17 protein-coding genes are annotated in these 16,676 nt (G+C 38.5%); 16 read left to right on the plus strand and 1 reads right to left on the minus strand.

What is annotated here, in order from left to right:
- Positions 1-22: 22 nt before the first annotated feature.
- From AC0C45_RS08100 to AC0C45_RS08175, 16 genes are all read left to right on the plus strand, one after another.
- Positions 23-1,648 (plus strand): DHA2 family efflux MFS transporter permease subunit, encoded by a 1,626-nt coding sequence (locus AC0C45_RS08100; protein WP_013081936.1) that lies wholly within the window; start codon positions 23-25, stop codon positions 1,646-1,648.
- An 18-nt stretch (positions 1,649-1,666) separates the two neighbouring features.
- Complete coding sequence (locus AC0C45_RS08105) at positions 1,667-2,197, plus strand: NAD(P)H-dependent oxidoreductase (protein WP_014461382.1); 531 nt, start codon at positions 1,667-1,669, stop codon at positions 2,195-2,197.
- A gap of 8 nt (positions 2,198-2,205) precedes the next feature.
- Positions 2,206-2,616, plus strand: a complete 411-nt coding sequence (locus AC0C45_RS08110; RefSeq protein WP_034654067.1) for a hypothetical protein — start codon at positions 2,206-2,208, stop codon at positions 2,614-2,616.
- Between the two features lie 162 nt (positions 2,617-2,778).
- Positions 2,779-3,204: a MarR family winged helix-turn-helix transcriptional regulator gene (locus AC0C45_RS08115; RefSeq protein ID WP_013055628.1), complete on the plus strand. Its 426-nt coding sequence runs from the start codon at positions 2,779-2,781 to the stop codon at positions 3,202-3,204.
- Between the two features lie 115 nt (positions 3,205-3,319).
- Entirely contained in the window at positions 3,320-4,309 is a 990-nt protein-coding gene (locus AC0C45_RS08120; protein WP_013081939.1) for a LacI family DNA-binding transcriptional regulator, read from the plus strand.
- A complete protein-coding gene (rbsK, locus tag AC0C45_RS08125) occupies positions 4,302-5,180 on the plus strand; it encodes a ribokinase (RefSeq protein ID WP_047932650.1) in 879 nt (292 codons plus the stop codon). The genes AC0C45_RS08120 and rbsK overlap by 8 nt, the downstream gene beginning before the upstream one ends.
- Positions 5,181-5,570, plus strand: coding sequence for a D-ribose pyranase (rbsD, locus tag AC0C45_RS08130; RefSeq protein ID WP_013055631.1), 390 nt, complete (start codon positions 5,181-5,183; stop codon positions 5,568-5,570). It abuts the gene before it with no gap.
- 14 nt (positions 5,571-5,584) lie between these two features.
- Positions 5,585-7,066, plus strand: coding sequence for a sugar ABC transporter ATP-binding protein (locus AC0C45_RS08135; protein ID WP_047932651.1), 1,482 nt, complete (start codon positions 5,585-5,587; stop codon positions 7,064-7,066).
- A gap of 1 nt (position 7,067) precedes the next feature.
- Positions 7,068-8,027, plus strand: coding sequence for a ribose ABC transporter permease RbsC (rbsC, locus tag AC0C45_RS08140; RefSeq protein WP_025749709.1), 960 nt, complete (start codon positions 7,068-7,070; stop codon positions 8,025-8,027).
- 11 nt (positions 8,028-8,038) lie between these two features.
- Entirely contained in the window at positions 8,039-8,959 is a 921-nt protein-coding gene (rbsB, locus tag AC0C45_RS08145; protein ID WP_047932653.1) for a ribose ABC transporter substrate-binding protein RbsB, read from the plus strand.
- A gap of 439 nt (positions 8,960-9,398) precedes the next feature.
- Positions 9,399-10,667: a 3D domain-containing protein gene (locus tag AC0C45_RS08150; protein WP_095380068.1), complete on the plus strand. Its 1,269-nt coding sequence runs from the start codon at positions 9,399-9,401 to the stop codon at positions 10,665-10,667.
- 155 nt (positions 10,668-10,822) lie between these two features.
- Positions 10,823-11,434: a flavin reductase family protein gene (locus AC0C45_RS08155; protein ID WP_034654047.1), complete on the plus strand. Its 612-nt coding sequence runs from the start codon at positions 10,823-10,825 to the stop codon at positions 11,432-11,434.
- A gap of 351 nt (positions 11,435-11,785) precedes the next feature.
- Positions 11,786-13,063 (plus strand): ABC transporter substrate-binding protein, encoded by a 1,278-nt coding sequence (locus AC0C45_RS08160; RefSeq protein ID WP_034654044.1) that lies wholly within the window; start codon positions 11,786-11,788, stop codon positions 13,061-13,063.
- 72 nt (positions 13,064-13,135) lie between these two features.
- Positions 13,136-13,990, plus strand: coding sequence for a carbohydrate ABC transporter permease (locus AC0C45_RS08165; RefSeq protein WP_013055639.1), 855 nt, complete (start codon positions 13,136-13,138; stop codon positions 13,988-13,990).
- Between the two features lie 68 nt (positions 13,991-14,058).
- Positions 14,059-14,865 carry a carbohydrate ABC transporter permease gene (locus AC0C45_RS08170; RefSeq protein WP_026106517.1) on the plus strand — a complete coding sequence of 269 codons (807 nt, stop codon included), beginning with the start codon at positions 14,059-14,061 and terminating at the stop codon, positions 14,863-14,865.
- 375 nt (positions 14,866-15,240) lie between these two features.
- Complete coding sequence (locus tag AC0C45_RS08175; RefSeq protein WP_237893554.1) at positions 15,241-15,975, plus strand: sugar phosphate isomerase/epimerase family protein; 735 nt, start codon at positions 15,241-15,243, stop codon at positions 15,973-15,975.
- Positions 15,976-16,017: 42 nt separating this feature from the next.
- Here the strand turns inward: AC0C45_RS08175 and AC0C45_RS08180 are convergent, their stop codons facing one another.
- Entirely contained in the window at positions 16,018-16,527 is a 510-nt protein-coding gene (locus AC0C45_RS08180) for a GNAT family protein (protein ID WP_016763212.1), read from the minus strand.
- Positions 16,528-16,676: the final 149 nt, after the last annotated feature.

Raw genomic sequence — 16,676 nt, forward strand, 5'->3', positions numbered from 1 at the left:
AGAAGAAAGGAGGAAGGAACTGATGTCAGCAAACACGATACAACCAGAGGAAAGCTCAGTTAAAAAGCATATCCCGCTGCTAGTCGTACTTATGCTTGGATTGTTCTTAGCAATTTTAAACCAAACGCTGCTAAATGTTGCGATTCCGCATCTGATTACAGAATTTGGCGTTACGGCTAATACCGCACAGTGGTTGCTTACAGGATATATGCTTGTCAATGGTGCACTTATTCCATTATCAGCCTATTTAATTGAACGTTTTGGAGTTCGTCGCTTATTCTTATTTGCAATGGCCTGCTTTACAATAGGTGCACTTATCTGCGGGATTGCGCCTACTTTCTCGATTATGCTAATCGGACGTCTGGTTCAAGCAGTCGGAGGCGGAGTGCTAGCACCTCTAGTTATGACCATTATCGTATTTATTTTCCCTCCTCATATGCGCGGAAAAGGAATGGGTATCTTTGGTTTAGCCATGATGTTCGCTCCGGCAATTGGACCGACGCTTTCAGGATGGGTTATTCAAAACTATGACTGGCACATTTTATTTACGGGAATGGTGCCACTAGGTGCACTCGTACTTATTATTGCAGCTTTTAAATTAAAAGATATTAAACCACCTCAAAATGTAAAAGTAGATCTAATTTCTGTGTTTACATCTCTTGCAGGTATGGCTTTACTTCTATACGGCTTCAGTGAAGCTGGAAACGATGGTTGGACGGATTCAGTTGTATTGTCAACGATGATTGGCGGTATTGTCTTATTAATCATCTTTGTCGTGCAGCAGCTTCGACTTAAGAGTCCATTACTTGATGTGAGAGTATTTAAATACAGTATTTTCTCATTATCTAATATCATTAGTATTGCCATTACAATCAGCATGTATGCTGGTATGTTCTTATTGCCAATTTACTTGCAAAACATTCGTGGCTATTCAGCATTTGATTCAGGTTTATTAATCTTGCCTGGTGCACTTGTTATGTTAGTTATGTCACCAATTTCTGGTACGCTGTTTGATAAATTAGGACCGCGTCCACTAGGGATTGTCGGGATGTTGATTACAGTGGTGACAACATTTGAATTTACAAAATTAACGCTTGAAACACCGTTTAGTCATATTGTTATTATTTATATGATCCGTGCATTCGGTATGTCATTATTGATGATGCCAATTATGACGGCTGGTTTAAATCAGCTGCCGGCAAAATTAAGCAGCCATGGTACATCAATGGCGAACACGCTTCGTCAGGTGAGTGGTTCAATCGGTATCAGTTTAATGACTACAATCTTTACAAATCGCACAACATATCATGTGAATGAAATGAGCAGTTCCATGACTACATCCGATCCATTCTTTATGAATAACTTCCAGGCATTTGTGCAAAAGATTGCTCAAACGCTTCACCTTTCTCAAACAGAGGCGCAAAAACAAGCTTTAACAACATTAGCTGGAAAAGTTCAAGCGCAAGCAACTGTACAAGGAATTAACGACGCGTTTTATTGGACAGTTATTATTGCCATTATTGGATTGATTTTAAGTTTCTTCCTACGTGATGTTCGTAAAGATGCAGTAGTAGAAGTAGAAGAGACAGAAAAAGAAACAACAGACGATATTCGTATGTTACCGGCACCAAAAGATATGAACTCATAAGCAACGGAGGGATAAAGGATGAAAATTTGTATCGTATATGATAGTGAAGGCGGACATACAGAGGCATTAGCAAAAGCGATTGCTTCTGGCGCCGAGCTGTCTGGAGAAGCAACTGTATATGTAAAGCATGTAGAAGAAGCAGATGTACGTGAACTGCCTGAAATGGATGCTATTATTTGGGGCTGCCCAGGGCATTTTGGAACAATCAGTTCAGGGTTAAAAACGTGGATTGATAAATTAGGTTATTTATGGGCAGAAGGTAAATTAATTGATAAAGTAGGTGCGGTGTTCTGTACAACAGCTACAACGCACGGTGGCTTAGAAGCAACGCTTTTAAATTTAATTACACCGATGCTTCATCAAGGAATGGTTATCGCTGGCTTACCAGGTAACATTCCAGAAAATGCGCTGTACGGTACTTATTACGGTGTGGGAATTACTTGTCCAATCGAAGGTGACGAATTATTAACAGAGAACGACCAAGCGCTAGGTAAAGCGTTAGGAGAACGTGTTGTTCAAGTGACTAAACGAATGACACAAGGACAGTAGGTGACAGTATGTTAGGTATTTTACTGATCGTTGTAGCTGTGATTCTGGTTGTACTAATTATTACAATGAATGCTAAAGCATCATCTTCTAAGCGCCAGCGTACAGTTCCACCTAAAAAAGAAGCGGCTGCTTCAAATGCTCCTAAAGAGCCAAAAGTAGAAGAGAAAAAAGTGGCAGAAAAAAAACCTGCAGCACCAAAAGAAGCACCAAAAGAGCCGCAGGCCAAGACGGAAACGAGAACATCTAGACATAAGAAAGAAAAAGATGTCATGAACGATGATATGTATCGTCAAGTGCTGCAAAAGTTTAGAGAAGGCGAAAAAGACGACACGGTTTTTACAAAAGAAGAACGTGACGTTATGAATGATGACGCTTTTCGTAAGGCTTTAAGATCGTTTAAGAAAAACGATAGTGAATGAGTTTCTTCTATTATAATAGTACGGAATAAAATAGATAGAAAATAGGTTATAAGCATTCCGCGAAACCAGCCGCTCTCCCCAGGCTAGGTTTCGCTTGGAGTGCAGCAGGGGGCTGACATGTTAACATCGACTCCCTGATTATAAGAAAGGGGACGTCAAAACATGGAACAGCTCACATTTATTGAAGAGGTCCAGAGAATTTCGATATCCCTTAACAAAAAGGTAATGACAGAGATAAAAGAAAGGTTACTTTCACAAGGGATTACACCTTTTCAATATCATATCTTATTAATTATCGGTAAGTGCAGTCACATTGGGGTAACCAAGCTGGCAGAAGAGATGCGCGTCAAGCCTAGTGCGATTACTCCTGTTATTAATCGTTTAATAGACTTAGAGTTAGTTTCACGCTATCACTCTAAAGAGGATCGCCGCAAAGTAAACATTGAGTTAACAGCTAAAGGTGAACAAGTGATTGAAGAAGCAAATGAAATTGTGCAAAAGATGATTGCTCATTTCTTTTCTTGCTATGAACCGAAAGATCAAGAGCAATTTTTGAAATTATTTAAGAAACTAGACGCTAATATCTAATGAAAGAAAAATCACTTCTTAATGAAGTGATTTTTTTAATAAAAAGATTGTCAACTTCACTTTTCCATGTTATCATTTGTGTAAACGGTTACATATATGAAGGGAGGGAAATAAAGTGGTAACAATTCGTGATGTAGCAAAAGAAGCAGGCGTGTCCGTTGCGACCGTTTCGCGCGTTTTAAACAGTACAGGATATGTAAAAGAAGACACGCGTGTGCGAGTAATGAATACAATTCAAAAATTAAACTACAGCCCTAACGAGGTAGCCCGTTCGCTTTATACACGTGAATCGCGTTTGATTGGTCTCTTGCTTCCAGACATTACAAACCCTTTTTTCCCTCAGCTTGCACGAGGAATAGAAGATGAAGTACATAGCCATGGATTTCGTTTAATTCTTGGCAATAGTGATGAGCAGTTAGAGAAAGAATTAACCTATCTCCAAACGTTTACGCAAAACCATGTAGTAGGGATGATCACGGCAACAACAAGTCTAGCTCAGAAACTATATGAAGGTCTTACATTTCCCGTCGTGTTTTTAGATAGAAGTTCTGATCAGTATCCATCCGTTTATGCTGATGGTTTTGAGGGTGGAAAACTTGCTGCAGAAGAAATAATCAAAAGAGGAAGTAAAAGAATTACACTTATCAAAGGCCCAGTAAATGTAAAGCCTGCTCAGGAACGCTTTCAAGGCTCTCTGTCTGTTTTGAGTCAGTCTGATGCAGACTTTTACGTATTAAATACAAATTCTCTAGCGTTTGACGATGCACAGAAATGGGCAAAGGAAATCTTTCAAAAGTACCCTGAAACGGACGGGATTATTGCAAGTAATGACATTGTAGCCACAGCCGTTTTACACGAGGCGTTTCGATTAGAAAAAAGCGTGCCCGATGATCTACAAGTAATTGGTTTTGATGATATTCCGCAAAGCCGCTTTTCGTTTCCAGCGCTGTCTACAATTCGTCAGCCTGCTTATGAAATGGGCAAGCAAGCAGCAGGTCTGTTAATGAAATGTATTAAGAAAGAACCTTTAATTCAAAAGCAAGTACAACTACCCGTTACGTTTATTGAACGAAATACGACACGAAAGGTTGAGGAACATGGCTAAAGTAACTGTGATTGGAAGTTCATCAATGGATTTAGTAGTAACATCAAATATTCGTCCTGGAGCTGGAGAAACAGTGTTAGGAGAATCATTCAAAACTGTTCCTGGAGGAAAAGGAGCGAACCAAGCTGTTGCAGCAGCCCGTCTTGGAGCTGATGTGAGTATGATTGGGTGTGTGGGCGAAGATCATTACGGAAAAGCAATTCTGGAGAATTTCAAATCAAACGGTGTATCCGTGAAAAATGTGAAACCGGTTACAGATTTAGATAGCGGAACAGCTCACATTATACTCGCTGAAGGAGATAACAGCATTGTAGTTGTCAAAGGAGCAAACGATTATATTACTCCAGACTACGTAGAAAAAGCAAAAGAAAAAATTAAAGACGCGGATATCGTACTTATTCAGCAAGAGATTCCAGAAGAAACGGTTGAATATGTTGCTCAGCTTTGTCAGGAACTTAAAGTACCGCTTTTGTTAAATCCAGCGCCTGCAAGACCATTAAAAGCAGAAGTGATTGAACAAGTTTCTTACATCACTCCAAATGAACATGAAGCAGAGCTTTTATTTGAAGGAAAAGAAAAAGAAGAAGTATTAAAACAATATCCAAATAAATTGTTTATTACAGAAGGAAAACAAGGTGTGCGCTATTTTAACGGCGAGAAAGAAGTATTGGTTCCTTCTTATCAAGTAGAAACGATTGATACAACAGGAGCAGGAGATACATTTAACGCAGCGCTTGCTGTGGCACTTGCCGAAGGAATGGGTTTTGAAAAAGGAATTCAGTTTGCTAATCGCGCAGCTTCGCTATCCGTCACTAAATTTGGTGCGCAAGGCGGTATGCCGACTCGAAAAGAAGTGGAGGAGAGTCTGTAAATGAAACGTCACGGAATGATTAACAGTCATATTACAAAAATACTAACAGATCTAGGTCATACAGACACTATTGTCATTGCAGATGCAGGGTTACCTGTTCCGAGTGACGTGCCTAAAATTGATTTATCTTTAAAGCTAGGGGTGCCTAGCTTTGAAGATGTAGTAGTAGCTGTGTTAGAAGATATGGCTACAGAAAAAATAGTGATTGCTTCTGAAATGAAAGAAAGAAATCAAAAGGCTTACGAGTTGATGGAGAAGCAAAACATCTTAGTAGAAGAAGTATCGCATGAACAATTAAAAATGCTGACAAGCAAAGCGAAAGTTGTGATTCGTACAGGAGAAGCAACTCCTTATGCAAACTGCATTTTACAAGCGGGAGTTATTTTTTAAAAGAGGTGAACAGCATGCATATTGCAATGAGAGGGATTCATAAAGCCTTTGGAGCAAACCGTGTACTAAGGGGCGTGGATTTTGAATTACATGAAGGTGAAGTTCACGCACTAATGGGGGAAAATGGAGCGGGGAAATCTACGCTGATGAATATTTTAACCGGCCTTCACAAAAAAGATGAAGGGCAGATTCTGATTGATGGCAAAGAGACGTATTTTCAAAACCCAAAAGAAGCAGAACAAAACGGAGTTACCTTTATTCATCAAGAGCTGAACGTTTGGCCTGAAATGACGGTGCTTGAGAACTTATTTATTGGCAAAGAATTAAAAACGCCTTTAGGTTTTTTAAAAACAAAAGAAATGAAAGCGTTAGCAAAGAAGCAGTTTGAAAAATTAGCTGTGACCATTCCTCTTGACCAAGAAGCGGGACTTTGTTCTGTCGGACAGCAGCAAATGATTGAGATAGCCAAAGCGCTGATGACGAATGCAAAAGTCATTATCATGGATGAGCCAACCGCAGCGCTTACTGAAAGAGAAATTCAAAAGTTATTTGACGTAATTAATGCGCTGCGAAAACAAGGTGTATCGATTGTCTATATTTCACATCGTATGGAAGAGATTTTCGCTATTTGTGATTCCATTACGGTCATGCGTGACGGACAGACGGTAGACAAAAAGCCGATTCCAGAAACCAGCTTCGATGATGTTGTTCGCAAAATGGTAGGAAGAGAGCTAACGGATCGATTTCCTGCTAGGACATCTCCTAAGGGAGACGTTGTATTTGAAGCAAAAGGCTTGGAGAGAAAAGGTGTATTTCAAGACGTTCATTTTTCAGTGCGATCAGGAGAAATTGTCGGTGTTGCGGGGCTAATGGGAGCTGGCAGAACCGAAATTATGCGCGCTATCTTCGGGCTTGATCCGTTAGAAAAAGGCGAAATTATATTAAATGGCAAACGGGTCAGTATCACAAAGCCCGACCAAGCCATTAAATTAGGTCTCGGGTTCATTACAGAAGATCGTAAAACAGAAGGGCTCGTCCTGGATTTTTCTATTCGAGAAAATATTGCGCTTCCAAGTCTATTCAGCTTTTCGCCAAAAGGCTTTATTGAACAAAAAAGCGAGCAGCAATTTGTAGATTTACTTATTAAACGTTTAACGATCAAAACCGAGTCGTCTGAGACGAGTGCGGGTAACTTATCGGGAGGAAATCAGCAAAAAGTAGTTATCGCCAAGTGGATTGGCATTGGACCAAAAGTGCTGATTTTAGATGAACCAACTCGAGGAGTTGACGTCGGGGCAAAGCGTGAAATTTATCAGCTTATGAATGAACTGACAGACAGAGGCGTGGCTATTATCATGGTGTCTTCAGAGCTTCCAGAGGTACTCGGCATGAGCGATCGCATTTTGGTTGTGCATGAAGGAAAAATGACAGGTGAACTGACAAGTGAAGAAGCAACTCAAGAAAAAATTATGACATTTGCAACAGGAGGTCAGTAAAATGAAAGCAAACACAGCGATCAAAGAAAATCGCGTTGATAACGTGATGCAAAAGCTAGGTCCGTTACTAGGTCTATTTATTCTTATTGTCATTGTATCGATTTTAAATCCAAGCTTTTTAGAACCTTTAAATATTTTAAACTTGCTGCGTCAAGTAGCCATTAATGCCTTAATTGCATTCGGTATGACGTTTGTCATTTTAACAGGCGGAATTGATTTATCGGTTGGCTCTATACTTGCTTTATCAAGTGCGTTAATGGCAGGTATGATTGTGTCAGGTGTAGATCCTATTTTAGCTATTTTAATAGGATGTGTGTTAGGAGCTGTAATGGGTATGATTAACGGCTTGCTTATTACAAAAGGAAAAATGGCGCCGTTTATTGCAACGCTAGCGACGATGACAATTTTTAGAGGGTTAACGCTTGTTTATACAGATGGAAATCCGATTACGGGCTTAGGCGAAAACTATTACTTCCAGTTATTTGGCCGCGGCTATTTTCTCGGTATTCCTGTTCCGGCAATTACGATGGTACTAGCATTTGCTGTCCTATGGGTGATTTTGCATAAAACGCCGTTTGGCCGTAGAACATATGCAATCGGGGGAAATGAAAAAGCAGCATTTATTTCAGGAATTAAAGTACCAAAAGTTAAGGTTATGATCTACTCACTAGCAGGATTATTGGCAGCGCTATCAGGAGCGATTTTGACTTCTCGTTTGAACTCTGCTCAGCCAACGGCAGGTACGTCTTACGAGTTAGATGCTATCGCTGCAGTAGTACTGGGTGGAACAAGCCTTTCTGGAGGACGTGGACGCATTGTTGGAACGTTAATTGGTGCGCTGATTATCGGAACGTTAAACAACGGCTTAAACTTACTCGGCGTTTCGTCCTTTTACCAAATGGTCGTAAAAGGAATTGTTATTTTAATCGCGGTATTAATTGATCGCAAAAAGTCAGCTTAGGAGGGAAAAACATGAAGAAAATTTGGCTCGTGCTATTATCATTTTCATTATTACTGTTAGGGGCTTGTTCACTTCAGCCTCCTGAGTGGGCGAAACCATCTGAAAGTAAAAATTTAAAAGATATTAAAATTGGTTTATCCGTTTCTACATTAAACAATCCGTTTTTTGTTTCGCTAAAAGAAGGGGTACAAAAAGAAGCAAAAAAACTGGGCATGGAAGTAGTTGTAGTAGATGCTCAAAATGATTCAGCAAAACAAATTAACGATGTGGAAGATTTAATGCAGCAAGGTGTTAACATTCTGCTTATTAACCCAACGGATTCAGCTGCTATTTCAACAGCTGTACAATCGGCTAATAATGTAGGTATTCCAGTTATTACACTAGATCGTTCAGCAGAAAAAGGAAAAGTAGAAACCCTAGTAGCTTCAGATAATGTAAAAGGTGGTCAAATGGCTGCTGATTACATTGTGAAAAAGGTAGGGGAAAAAGCTCAAGTAGCAGAACTTGAAGGCGTGCCGGGAGCTTCAGCAACTCGTGAACGAGGAAAAGGGTTCCACAACATTGCGGATCAAAAGCTAGATATTACGGCTAAACAGTCGGCTGATTTTGACCGTACAAAAGGCTTAAACGTTATGGAGAATGTTCTTCAAGGAAATCCTGGTATCAAAGCCGTATTTGCTCATAATGATGAAATGGCATTAGGAGCTATTCAAGCGATTAACAGCTCAGGAAAAGATGTGCTAGTAGTAGGGTTTGATGGAAACGACGATGCAATTAAAGCGGTAAAAGAAGGGAAGCTAGGAGCAACTGTAGCTCAGCAACCTGTTTTAATCGGTAAACTTGCCGTAAAGTCTGCTAAAAATGTTCTTCAAGGCAAAAAGGTAGATAAGCAAATTCCAGTGCCTTTAAAACTAGTAACCTCTGACAAATAATGGTTTTATACGTGTGCAGAAAAAAGACGCTCATTTGATTTATGGGCGTCTTTTTATGTATATAAAGTGTAAAAAAGAAGTGAAAAAGTCATAACTTTATAAATAGTGTAGGAATTATGTAGGTGGAATTTATGTAATAAAAAGTAAAAAACACCGAGAAAAGACGGTGAAACACATAATTTTCTGTGAAAAATTTGTAATATACCTGTAATAATAAGCGTTTATTTCTATTTTTAAAGAGCAAATATGCCCTGTTTATGACAAAAATATATCTTTTTTAATAAACAGTAAACCTCTCTATAAAGGGATTTTGGTGATGAATTCCCAGAAAGAGATTCTTGGTTATACAGATTATGGGAAACTTTTAACTGTATTGTAACATAAACAGATAGTTTTTTATGGTATAACTATGTCTATGAGGAAAGGGGACTATTACTTTATGAAAATTTTTAAGCGTATGACTCTTGCAGCAGTCACAGGAATTTTCTTCATGACCGGCATCACAGAGACTCACGCCCAATCGAATGAAGAAGCGCTCCAGAGTACTGAAAATAAAATTAAAGAAACAGAAAAGGCTGTTCAACAAAAAGAGAAAGAGAAACAGTCTATCAATTCAGATGTTCAAAACATTCAATCACAATTAAATTCATTACATACAGTAATCTCTAGCAATAAAAAAGAGTTAGCATCGACTGAAAAGCAGATTTCAGAAGCGAACAAAATGATTGAGAAAAAGAAAAAAGAAATCGTTTTGCTTCAGGAAAAAGTGTTAAGTCGTAAAGATATTATTGAAAATCGATTAGTTGCTTTACAGCAAGACGATAAAACAAGCGTTGTTATTGATACATTAATGAATGCTGATAACTTTGGAGATTTTGTCGCGCGTATGGGTGCTGTCACAACGTTATTGTCAGCAGATAATGATATTTTAAAGCAGCATCAAAATGACTTAGATCAAATTGAAAAAGATAAAAAAGAAATTGATAAGCAAGAAAAAGTATTAGAAGCAGCAAAAGGTAGCCTAGCAGCTAAACAAGCTGAATTAGATAAAAACGTTGCGAAACAAACAGCAACGTTAACAACTATGCAAGAAAAATACAGCACGGTCGTAAATGAAATTGATGCAGCTTCTTCAGAAAAAGCAAATCTTCAGTCTGAACTAACAGGCATTCAAGATAAGATTGCAAAAGAAAAAGAAGCAGCTCAAAAGCAAGCTGAGCAAGTGGCAAAACAGCAGGCGACTGAAAAGGCTGAGGCTGATGCAGAAGCAAAGCGTCAAGCTGAACTAGCAACAGCTAAAAAAGAAGTAAAAACAGAGCCAAAACAAGAAGTAAAAACAGCTGCAGCTACAGAGAAGAAAGCAGCCGTTTCTTCAGAAGCAAAAGAAACGAAAAAAGAAGAAAGCACACAAAAGCATTCTGGAAAAGAAATGTATGTAGAAGCAACAGCTTATACAGCTAATTGTGCAGGCTGCAGCGGTGTAACAGCCACTGGACAAAATGTAAGTTCAGGCACTCATAAAATTATTGCGGTAGATCCATCCGTTATTCCATTAGGTTCAAAAGTATACGTAGAAGGATACGGAGTGGCAACAGCAGGTGATACGGGCGGTGCGATTAAAGGATATCGAATTGACGTATTAGTACCTTCCGAGTCAGCTGCAAAAGCATTTGGACGTCGTACAGTGAAAATTACGGTGTTAAATTAACGAAATAGGCTGAGACAAAAGCAGTTTAGTTGAAGAAAGATCCGAACGAGTAATCGTTCGGATCTTTTCATTGTATTGGTGAGCAAGTTGCTAGCTAATCTATGCTCTTTTCGTTACCATACAATAAAGTAAATGGAAGAAAAGGAGTGGGTAAAATGAAAGTAGTGGATCCAGCGGTACAAAGTGCAAAAGACAATTATCATTTGCTAACAGGTGTCGTCATTCCTCGGCCAATTGCGTTTATTACAAGTCAAAATGATGACGGTGTAGTGAATGCCGCGCCGTTCAGTTTTTTTAATGTAGTTGCGGCAGAGCCTCCGCTGATTGCCGTTTCGGTTTCGAGAAGTGAAGGTCAAATGACGAAAGATACGGCCAAAAATATTAGTGCATCTAAAGAATTTGTAGTTCATCTTGTAGACGAAAGCTTAGTGGAACAAGTGAATCAAGCGGCATCTTCTTATCCTTCTTCCGTGAGTGAAGTCGAAGAAACAGGGTTAACACTAGCACCCAGCAAAAAAGTGCAGGTTCCCGGAATTCAAGAAGCAAGCATTCGAATGGAATGTAAGCTTCACCAAATTGTTCCATTAGGAACGGATGAGGCATACAGCTCAGATTTGTTTATCGGTGAAGTTGTGATGTTTCATATTAGTGAAAAAGTGATAGAAAACGATCGCGTTTCTGCAGAACGTGTGAAGCCAGTCAGCCGGCTTGCGGGTTCTAACTATAGTAAATTGGGGCAATTATTTTCCTTAGAACGTCCCAAATAAGCAAGAAAGTGTTACTTATGTAGCAAAAAAATAGTATACATTGGATTTTTTTAAATAAGCGATTGTGTTCTGTTTCAACAACGACAGTACATTCGCTTTTTTTCATGAACGAAAAAGTTAATAGAAACCATAATAACAAAATCAATTTAGAAAAAGGCAAAAATGTAAGGTTTTTGCCTTTTATATTTACCATTGAGGAAAAAGGTATTCATTCATATAATTTAGATTAAGTAAATTGTATACGCTTTCAATATACAGAATTATTTTTCAATAATTCTCTGGAGAAAGAGTCATGAGCGTCTACAAAAAAACTTGCCACACTAGGAGACGAGATTATAGGAGGGGTATTCATTGAAACGTTGGTTTAGTTTAATCAGTTTTGCACTCATTTTAACCCTAGTACTTGCAGGATGCGGAGGAAAGTCCGCTAATGAAACAAGTGGTAGCGGTGAAAAAGAAGTTGTTGCATGGGCTTGGAATATTAACGTACCGGTATTAAAGAAAGCAGCAGCAGAATACCAAAAAGAGAATCCAGGGTTTAAATTAAAAGTAGTGGATATGGGACGTGAAGATGTTTATTCAAAACTAACAACAGGATTGCAAGCTGGCGGAAAAGGCCTTCCTGATATTGTATTAGTAGAAGACGATCGTTTCCAAGGATATTTAGATGCATTTCCAAAAGCATTTTTAAACCTATCTAAAAAAGGATTTGATAAGCAAGAAGATAAGTTTCCTGAGTTTAAGAGAGCCCTTTTATCAAAGAATGGAGATATGTACGGCTTCCCGTTTGATGCAGGTCCAACAGGCGTATTCTATCGCACAGATTACTTTGAAAAAGCAGGCGTAGATCCAAACAGTATCAAAACATGGGATGATTACATTGCAGCTGGTAAGAAAATTAAAGAAAAAGTTGGCGTTGATTTACTAGGTTTAGATTTTAATAATGACGATGGCTTATTCCGAATGACGCTGACACAGCAAGGTACGTTCTATTTTAATAACAAAGGAAAGCTAAATTTAACTTCTAAAGAAGCGAAAAAAGCAATGGAGTTAAATAAGAAGTTAAAAGAAGCAGGCATTGTTAAAAATACAGTGGGCTGGGATGCTTCAATCAGTGCCTTAGCAGAAGGTAAAGTAGCAAGTTCACCATCTGGTGCTTGGCTATCCGGTTCTATTACACAGCAGGCTCCGGATTTAAAAGGAAAATGGGGAGTGTTTTTATTACCTTCGTTTGAAGAAGGAGGCAACCGTGCTTCTAACTTAGGTGGAAGCAACTATGTGATTTCAGCAACTAGTCAAAAAGCAGATGAAGCGTACAAATTTATGGAGTATTTCTCAACAACGGATAAAATTCAAGAAGAAGCGATGAAGGGCGGATTATTCCCATCATTAAATACCGTATACTCTTCAAAATTATTCACTGCACAAGATGAGTACTTTAACAATCAGACGATTTGGAAAACATTCGCAGATGAAATGAAAGATATTAAGCCGGTTAATTTTACGGGCAATTACTCAGTTGCAAACAGTGAAGCAGTCAAAGCTGTGTCAGAAGTAACAAATGGTAAGGGCGTTACAGACTCGCTTGAAGCAGCTCAAAAACGCTTAGAAAACCGAATTAAAAAATAATCAAGAAGCATAGAAGGTGATTTATGGAAAATTGCCTTCTATCTCTTCTTCTTGCGGTACTAGGAGGTCATCATGAAGACAAATAAATCGTTGCCTTACTTATTTATTGCTCCAGCACTTTTGCTGTTCGCGCTGTTTACAATCTATCCTATTTTTTCATCGTTTGTTCTAAGCTTTCAGAGTATGGAAGGCGGAAAGTATGTATTTACCGGGTTATCAAACTATACACGCTTACTAGGAGATGATATTTTCTGGAAAGCGCTTGGAAATACGGGAATTATTTTAATCGTTCAAGTACCCGTTATGATTTTATTAGCGCTTGTACTAGCTAACGCGTTAAACAGTCAGCTTTTAAGACTAAAAGGTTTTTTCCGAGTTTCATTTTTCTTGCCGGCAGTAACGTCACTAGTTGCCTACTCTATTTTGTTTTCAATCATTCTTCAAGATGAAGGAATTATGAATACTATTTTAGGGTTTTTCGGTATCGATGCCATTCAGTGGCTGGGGGATCCATTTTGGGCTAAAGTCTCAATCATCGTTGCGATGACTTGGAGATGGACAGGTTATAACATGGTTATTTTTCTAGCAGCTCTTCAAAGTTTATCTCATGAAGTTTACGAAGCAGCTGATTTAGACGGAGCAAATCGTATTCAAAAGTTTTTCCACGTAACGGTTCCACAATTAAAACCCGTTATCTTGTTTGCTACTATTTTATCAACAATTGGCACGCTTCAATTGTTTGACGAACCTTTTAACTTAACAAAAGGCGGCCCTGCTGATTCAACGATGACGCTAGGCTTATATATTTATCAAAATGGCTTTAAATATTTTGATTTTGGATATGCTTCAGCTATTGCGTACGTTGTTGTATTATTAGTTGGTATTTTAACGTTCTTCCAATTTAAATTTACGGGTGATAAATCATGAGTGTATTAGAGAGAGTAGAAGCAACCGCAGTAGTTACCGTTCCTAAGGTCAAAAAGAAAAGGCACATCATGCGCAAAATAGGACTATACAGCTTGCTTGGGCTGTTTACGATTATCTCGATTTTTCCTTTTTACTGGATGTTTATCGGCGCTACGAATGAATCAGGAAAAATGTTTACAAACCCTCCAACGCTGAAGCCTGGCGATCAATTTATGACAAATCTACAAAATTTAAATGCTTCAATTGATTTAGGGCGCGTCTTTTTTAACTCAGTATTTGTTTCAGTCGTGTATGTGATTGTAGCTTTAATGGTCTGCTCCACAGCTGCATATGCGTTATCTAAATTTGAATTCAAAGGCCGCAACGCAATTTTCACTACGCTTTTATTGTCTATGATGATTCCATATCAAGCAACGCTCATTCCACTTTTTCAGCTGATGTCGAATTTTAATTTGCTTGATACGTATTTTGCACTTATTGTTCCGCAGCTGTGCTTTCCGTTTGCTATCTTTTTATTACGTCAGAACTTTTTAGCTTTTCCAACAGAACTTATTGAAGCAGCTCGTTTGGACGGAGCTGGAGAGATGAGAATCTTTTTAACTATTGTGCTTCCTTCTATGAAGCCTGCTATGGCTGCAGCAGCTATTTTCTTATTTATGACACAGTGGAATAACTTTATGTGGCCTTTAGTTGCGACTACATCTAACGAAATGGCTACATTGCCAGTTGCTCTTTCAAGCTTAATTGGCTTATCGATTATTGATTACGGCCAAGTAATGATGGGAGTAACGATTGCAACCATTCCAATCATTGTCTTCTTCCTAGCACTTCAGCGTCATTTTATTTCCGGAATGCTTGGAAGTGCAGTAAAATAAAAAGCAGCAGATGTTGAAAAAAAGTATGTTAGTTAAAGGAGGATCCGAACGAATCTTATTGTTGATTGAGAATCAAATTCGTTCGGATTTTTTCCTTTCTAGGATGAACTTAGATTTAATTGTAGTTAATTGCTTCTAGGTGTTGATTGGAGGGCAAGACGAAGACTCCTGCGGGAAAAGCGGAACAGGTGAGACCCCGCAAGGAGCGTAAGCGACGAGGAGGCTCACCGGCCGCGGAAAGCGAAGTCTTGCACGGAAATTAACAGCTGTGTAATAAGTAATTCATACTAGTTCAATTATTCAATTTGTTCGTCTTTAGATTGGGTTGATTTAGCCATAGTTCAATCACTTTCTTAATGAACAGGGGGAGAGAAAATGGGAGAAATACCTGTAGGAGTTCAGCTTTATACGCTGCGTGAAGAAACGAAAAAAGATTTTAAAGGAACGCTTCAAAAAGTAGTTGCTTTAGGGTATCAAGGGGTAGAGTTTGCGGGGTACGAAGGATATACAGCGCAAGAAGTAAGAGCATGGTTAACGGATTTACAGCTGAAGGCAGCTTCTAGTCACGTGCCGCTTGAACAATTAGAATCAAATTTAGAGCAGGTGATTCACTTTGAGCAGCAAGTTGGAAATTCACATATTGTTTGTCCTTATTTAATGCCTGAACGACAAACTGAAAAAGGATATTTCGAACTTATTGATTCTTTAAATTACATTGATGCTTATTGTAAAAAAGAAGGCCTGTCGTTTAGCTATCATCATCATGATTTTGAGCTAAAGAAATTGTCAACTGGAAAGTCAGCTCTCCAAACAATCTTAGAAGAAACTGAGGTAAACGTAGAGTTGGACATTTATTGGCTGACTAAAGCAGGCGAAGATCCAGTGGAGTGGATGAAGCATTATCAAAATCGTACGCCTTTTATTCATTTAAAAGATATGACAACAGACGGCGAACAATTTTTTGCTCCTCTTGGTACCGGAGGAGTAGATATAAAGGCTGTAATGCAAGAAGGACATAGAGCAGGCGTAAAATGGTGGATCGTTGAACAAGATCACTGTATAGAAAGTCCTCTTAGCAGCATTAAAAAAAGCTTAGCATATATCAAATAAAAAAACGAACAGACAGCGTCTGTTCGTTTTTTTATTGATAAGCTAAGCTGGAGTCCACTCAATTTCTCCGCACTTATTCGTATAATCAATATTCACCTCAAAGTTATGTTTTTCATAAAAATGAATCAATCTTTCGAGATGATCCCAATCGCGCTCAGCGATATCGCCTTTAATGACATGAACATTTTGATCAACCGCTACTTCTTTTAAATAATTCATACATACAGAGCCATATCCCTTATTAGCGGGCCCTTTAATGTCACCAATAAAAATCGTGTGATTATCTTCATATACGCCATCGATGGCAAAATCCCAAGCCCCTCTATAGGCTTTTGTACATTCATTTAGCATAATTTTACATGCGTTTCCGTCATTTTGTGCCGATACAATAACTAACTGATTATCTTCAGGCTGATCGACACCAATAACTTCATACTTTTTAGCAATTTCTTTTAAATTATCCTGCATGCGAAATAGCTGAAACTCTAAATCATCAAGTGTTTCTTTTAGTTCTTCTGCATTCTGATTTTTTTCTGTAAGCTGAGTAAACATTTTATACTCCTTTCCGTCTGTTTTCGGTCTAAGTGCGCCTATGACAAAGAGGACACGGTGTATAAAGCGAAACTTTATTTAGCAAAGTATCTACCTTAGTAAAAATATAAAAAGGAAAGAACCTGATTTGATTGATTATTCATCAAAAC

This window comes from Priestia sp. VA7, assembly GCF_055710015.1.

What these genes read in the sequence shown, in the direction of transcription:
- rbsB (WP_047932653.1), top strand. Translation starts at nt 8,039, where the DNA reads ATGAAGAAAATTTGGCTCGTGCTATTATCATTTTCATTATTACTGTTA.
- AC0C45_RS08155 (WP_034654047.1), top strand. Translation starts at nt 10,823, where the DNA reads ATGAAAGTAGTGGATCCAGCGGTACAAAGTGCAAAAGACAATTATCAT.
- AC0C45_RS08115 (WP_013055628.1), top strand. Translation starts at nt 2,779, where the DNA reads ATGGAACAGCTCACATTTATTGAAGAGGTCCAGAGAATTTCGATATCC.
- rbsD (WP_013055631.1), top strand. Translation starts at nt 5,181, where the DNA reads ATGAAACGTCACGGAATGATTAACAGTCATATTACAAAAATACTAACA.
- AC0C45_RS08150 (WP_095380068.1), top strand. Translation starts at nt 9,399, where the DNA reads ATGAAAATTTTTAAGCGTATGACTCTTGCAGCAGTCACAGGAATTTTC.
- AC0C45_RS08100 (WP_013081936.1), top strand. Translation starts at nt 23, where the DNA reads ATGTCAGCAAACACGATACAACCAGAGGAAAGCTCAGTTAAAAAGCAT.
- AC0C45_RS08175 (WP_237893554.1), top strand. Translation starts at nt 15,241, where the DNA reads ATGGGAGAAATACCTGTAGGAGTTCAGCTTTATACGCTGCGTGAAGAA.
- rbsK (WP_047932650.1), top strand. Translation starts at nt 4,302, where the DNA reads ATGGCTAAAGTAACTGTGATTGGAAGTTCATCAATGGATTTAGTAGTA.
- AC0C45_RS08180 (WP_016763212.1), bottom strand. Translation starts at nt 16,527, where the DNA reads ATGTTTACTCAGCTTACAGAAAAAAATCAGAATGCAGAAGAACTAAAA.
- AC0C45_RS08165 (WP_013055639.1), top strand. Translation starts at nt 13,136, where the DNA reads ATGAAGACAAATAAATCGTTGCCTTACTTATTTATTGCTCCAGCACTT.
- AC0C45_RS08110 (WP_034654067.1), top strand. Translation starts at nt 2,206, where the DNA reads ATGTTAGGTATTTTACTGATCGTTGTAGCTGTGATTCTGGTTGTACTA.
- AC0C45_RS08135 (WP_047932651.1), top strand. Translation starts at nt 5,585, where the DNA reads ATGCATATTGCAATGAGAGGGATTCATAAAGCCTTTGGAGCAAACCGT.
- AC0C45_RS08105 (WP_014461382.1), top strand. Translation starts at nt 1,667, where the DNA reads ATGAAAATTTGTATCGTATATGATAGTGAAGGCGGACATACAGAGGCA.
- AC0C45_RS08170 (WP_026106517.1), top strand. Translation starts at nt 14,059, where the DNA reads ATGCGCAAAATAGGACTATACAGCTTGCTTGGGCTGTTTACGATTATC.
- rbsC (WP_025749709.1), top strand. Translation starts at nt 7,068, where the DNA reads ATGAAAGCAAACACAGCGATCAAAGAAAATCGCGTTGATAACGTGATG.